This window comes from Sphingobacterium shayense (assembly GCF_013179575.1).
Taxonomy (GTDB): domain Bacteria; phylum Bacteroidota; class Bacteroidia; order Sphingobacteriales; family Sphingobacteriaceae; genus Sphingobacterium; species Sphingobacterium shayense.
The window spans coordinates 1-519 of the sequence record NZ_JABMCQ010000360.1 but is presented as its reverse complement, the minus strand read 5'-3'; the positions used below and the strand labels follow the sequence as shown (position 1 = coordinate 519).

At 56.1% G+C, this 519-nt stretch carries 1 protein-coding gene; it reads right to left on the bottom strand.

The window, feature by feature from the left end; all coding sequences use genetic code 11:
• Nucleotides 1-3: 3 nt before the first annotated feature.
• Nucleotides 4-519: EF-Tu C-terminal domain-related protein (locus HP439_RS19360; protein ID WP_246229434.1), on the bottom strand; the 516-nt coding region annotated here is incomplete at its 5' end.

Sequence of the window (519 nt, the reverse complement as noted above, 5' to 3'; positions counted from 1 at the left end):
CGATTACTCGACGATCTTGGCAACCACGCCAGCACCAACGGTACGACCACCTTCGCGAATTGCGAAGCGCAGGCCGTCTTCCATGGCGATCGGCTTGATCAGGGTGACAACCATTTTGATGTTGTCGCCCGGCATTACCATTTCAACGCCTTCCGGCAGTTCGCACGAACCGGTTACGTCGGTAGTACGGAAGTAGAACTGTGGACGGTAGCCTTTGAAGAACGGAGTGTGACGACCACCTTCTTCTTTGGACAGAACGTACACTTCAGCTTCGAACTTGGTGTGCGGCTTGATGGTGCCTGGCTTGGCCAGAACCTGACCACGCTCTACGTCGTCACGCTTGGTGCCGCGCAGCAGTACACCGCAGTTCTCGCCAGCACGACCTTCGTCGAGCAGCTTGCGGAACATCTCAACACCAGTACAGGTGGTCTTGGTGGTATCACGCAGACCAACGATCTCGATTTCTTCCTGGATCTTGACGATACCGCGCTCTACACGACCGGTCACAACAGTACCGCG